At 68.1% G+C, this 2,613-nt stretch carries 3 protein-coding genes; 1 reads left to right on the top strand and 2 read right to left on the bottom strand.

The window, feature by feature from the left end:
- A partial coding sequence (locus ACIPIA_RS13885) for a hypothetical protein (protein ID WP_400510395.1) occupies positions 1-440 on the bottom strand: 440 nt, incomplete at its 3' end.
- A 148-nt stretch (positions 441-588) separates the two neighbouring features.
- Here ACIPIA_RS13885 and ACIPIA_RS13880 point away from each other — a divergent pair.
- A complete protein-coding gene (locus tag ACIPIA_RS13880) occupies positions 589-1,263 on the top strand; it encodes a hypothetical protein (protein WP_400510393.1) in 675 nt (224 codons plus the stop codon).
- 10 nt (positions 1,264-1,273) lie between these two features.
- On the opposite strand, the gene ACIPIA_RS13875 is transcribed toward ACIPIA_RS13880, so the two are convergent.
- Positions 1,274-2,608, bottom strand: a complete 1,335-nt coding sequence (locus tag ACIPIA_RS13875) for a flavin monoamine oxidase family protein (RefSeq protein WP_465246960.1) — start codon at positions 2,606-2,608, stop codon at positions 1,274-1,276.
- Positions 2,609-2,613 lie beyond the last annotated feature (5 nt).

The following is a 2,613-nucleotide window of genomic DNA, read 5'->3' as shown; positions in this document are numbered from 1 at the left end:
TGCAGGCACTGGCTGACATGCTCCTCCCAAAGCCGCTGCAGGCTGGGATCGCCCGGCATCGAGATGGCATCGACCTCGTCGAGCGCGCTCGGAGGGCGCAGCGCTTCAAGAAACGCCACGGCGCCTCTGGCGCCGGCGGCGAAGGCCGGATCCTCACGGCTGCTGAGCAGGCAGATTTCCTCGCCGATCACCTCGGGGCCGATACCGGTGACGGCATTGAGAACATCGGACTGGACCGCGGCGAGGGCATGGTTGCGCATCGGGCCGCAATGGCGCTGCGCAATCAGCGTGACAAGCGTCGCGAGGAAGCCGATGATCTGCGGCTGGAGCCAGTCGCCCGCCTGCAAGGTGGCCGTTCCGGCCGGGTCGCGACGAACGAAGGGATCGATCGCAGCGTGGGCCATGCGGCGCGCCTTGCGGATCTTGAACAGTTCGAACATGGCGCCTCCGCCTGGAGCGAAGTCTGGCCTTTGGGGAACGTCGATGCGCAGGCCCTCTCGAGGACAATCCGCCCTGCCCCCCCGGCCGGATTTCGATGCCCTAGAGGAAGCTGCCGCGCGTCACTCGTCCGGTCGAAGAGTAACCTTCATGAACCTTGTAGGCGACCTGAATCTCGCCTGGTCCAACAACGAGAGTCTTTTCATCTATGTGCTGATGCTGTTGCTCGGTACGGACGAGAAGGCCGCCGCCATCGTCTTTGCCACGCTGAACACGACGCGGGCGCGCCTCGATCTCGTCCAGCGCCTCGCCAAGATCGCCGTCGCCGACAGGGCGGTCCGCACCGAACTGACGGAGATCGTCGACCGCTTCTCGGCGGCGACCCGCCTGCGCAACGATCTCAGCCATGCGACCTTCGTCCTCGATTCGCAGGGCGAGATCACTCATACGCAGCACATGAAGGTCGAGGAGAGTCGCGGCAATCTGCGCTTCGGGGTGCGTCGGCCGGTCGATGACGCCAGGCTCGAGGAGATCGCCCACACGATTCGGGGCCTGCACGGGCTCAACCGGCGAATCTGGGATCTCATGCCGGCCCTGGAGAAAGCCACCAGAGGCTGCGCGCCGCCCATGCCGCCGAGGCCGCCGGTCAGGGCCGTCGCGTTCGCCCGCGGCGCGGGCTATCGGCGCATGGTGCTGTGGACGAACGACATCCTTCACGCCGCTCGCGCCATCTACGTCGCGGAAGGCTTCCGGCTGGTCGCCGAGGAGCGTCATCACTCCTTCGGTCACGATCTTGTCGGGCAGAACTGGGAACTGGAGCTTTAGCGGCCCGCCCTCAGGCCTTCAGCCGTGCCAGCGTCGCCGCGGCCGCCCGGCCGGCGAGGGTTGCACCGCCGACCGTCATCGCGCCGCCGCCCGCCGTCGCCTCGCCTGCGATCAGAAGGCGCCCGCCGATCGGTTGGGCTAGGGCCTCGCGGGCCTTTTCGTGGCCGGGGTCGCAGATCGAGTACGAGCCGCGCGCGAAGGGGTCGGTCCACCAGGCCGGGAAGGATAGGGCGGTTGCCGTCTTGCGGAAGTTCTCGCCGACCATCCTGGCGAGCAGGTCCACGACATGGGCGCGGGCTTCCTCGTCTCCCGCTTCGGAAAGCTTTCGCGCATAGTCGCCGCCGCAATAGCCGATGACGATGTCCCGATCGTCAGGGAACATGTCGAAGTTCATCAGCCTTTCGGGCGCGCCGGCCTCGAGGAAGCTCGCGCCGGGCGCGATGCCGAAGCGATCGCCCTCGACCTTGAGCGCGATCTTGGTCAGCGCACCCATGTGCAGCCCGGCGAGGGCGTCCCGGGTCGCGGCCGGCAACTCTGGGGTGAAGCGGATCGCTCCGGCCTTCAGCACGCCGACGGGAACCGTCACGATACAGCCATTGGCGCGCAGCTCGCCGGAGGTGGTGGCGACTGTCACGGTCGAACCGTCCCAACGGATGGCTTCGACAGGCTGGTTGAGTCGGATGTCGAGGCCTCCTGCCGAGCGTGCGACGAGGTTGCCGTAGCCCGCGGGGACCACGAGGTCGTCCCCGGCCCACAGGCGCTGGTAGTCGCGCGCGGAAATCCGACTCGATTCCTCGCCGATCGAGAGAAGCAGGCCCGACGCTGCGACCGGGGCGCTGTCAGGGCCGAGATCGCTGAGCAATTCCGCGATCGACATGTCGCGCGCGCCGAGATCGACGGTCTCCAGCCGCCGATCGATCTGGTTGAAGGCGTCGCGCCGGCGGCGCCGGTCCGCATCGGCCATCGGGCGCCCATCGGCGAAGACACGGAAACCGCTGCCCCAGGGTTCTGTCGTGGTCTCCACGCCGAGTTCACGGGCGATCTGAACCCAAGGATTGCGCTCCGCCCAGTGAATGAACATCGCGCCGGCATCGTAGCCGGGGCCGAGGGAGGTATCGGTGAAAGCGCGCCCGCCGACGCGGCCGCGGGCCTCCAGCACGATGGGCTTGCGGCCGGCTGCCCGCAGCGCGTGGGCGGCCGCGATTCCTGCCGCCCCGGCGCCGACGACAACGATATCGACATCGGTCGCGGCGGAACTGCGGCCGGCGATGGCGAAGGTCGCGACCATGGCGCTGCCCCCAGTCAGCAGCCTGCGGCGGGTCATTCTGGCATGGCGGAGATTCATGACAG

Source organism: Allobosea sp. CER48 (genome assembly GCF_044752385.1).
Taxonomy (GTDB): domain Bacteria; phylum Pseudomonadota; class Alphaproteobacteria; order Rhizobiales; family Beijerinckiaceae; genus Allobosea.
The sequence above is the reverse complement of the archived record's forward strand: the minus strand, read 5'-3'. Positions and strand labels throughout refer to the sequence as shown.

What these genes read in the sequence shown, in the direction of transcription:
- ACIPIA_RS13880 (WP_400510393.1), top strand. Translation starts at nt 589, where the DNA reads ATGAACCTTGTAGGCGACCTGAATCTCGCCTGGTCCAACAACGAGAGT.
- ACIPIA_RS13875 (WP_465246960.1), bottom strand. Translation starts at nt 2,608, where the DNA reads ATGAATCTCCGCCATGCCAGAATGACCCGCCGCAGGCTGCTGACTGGG.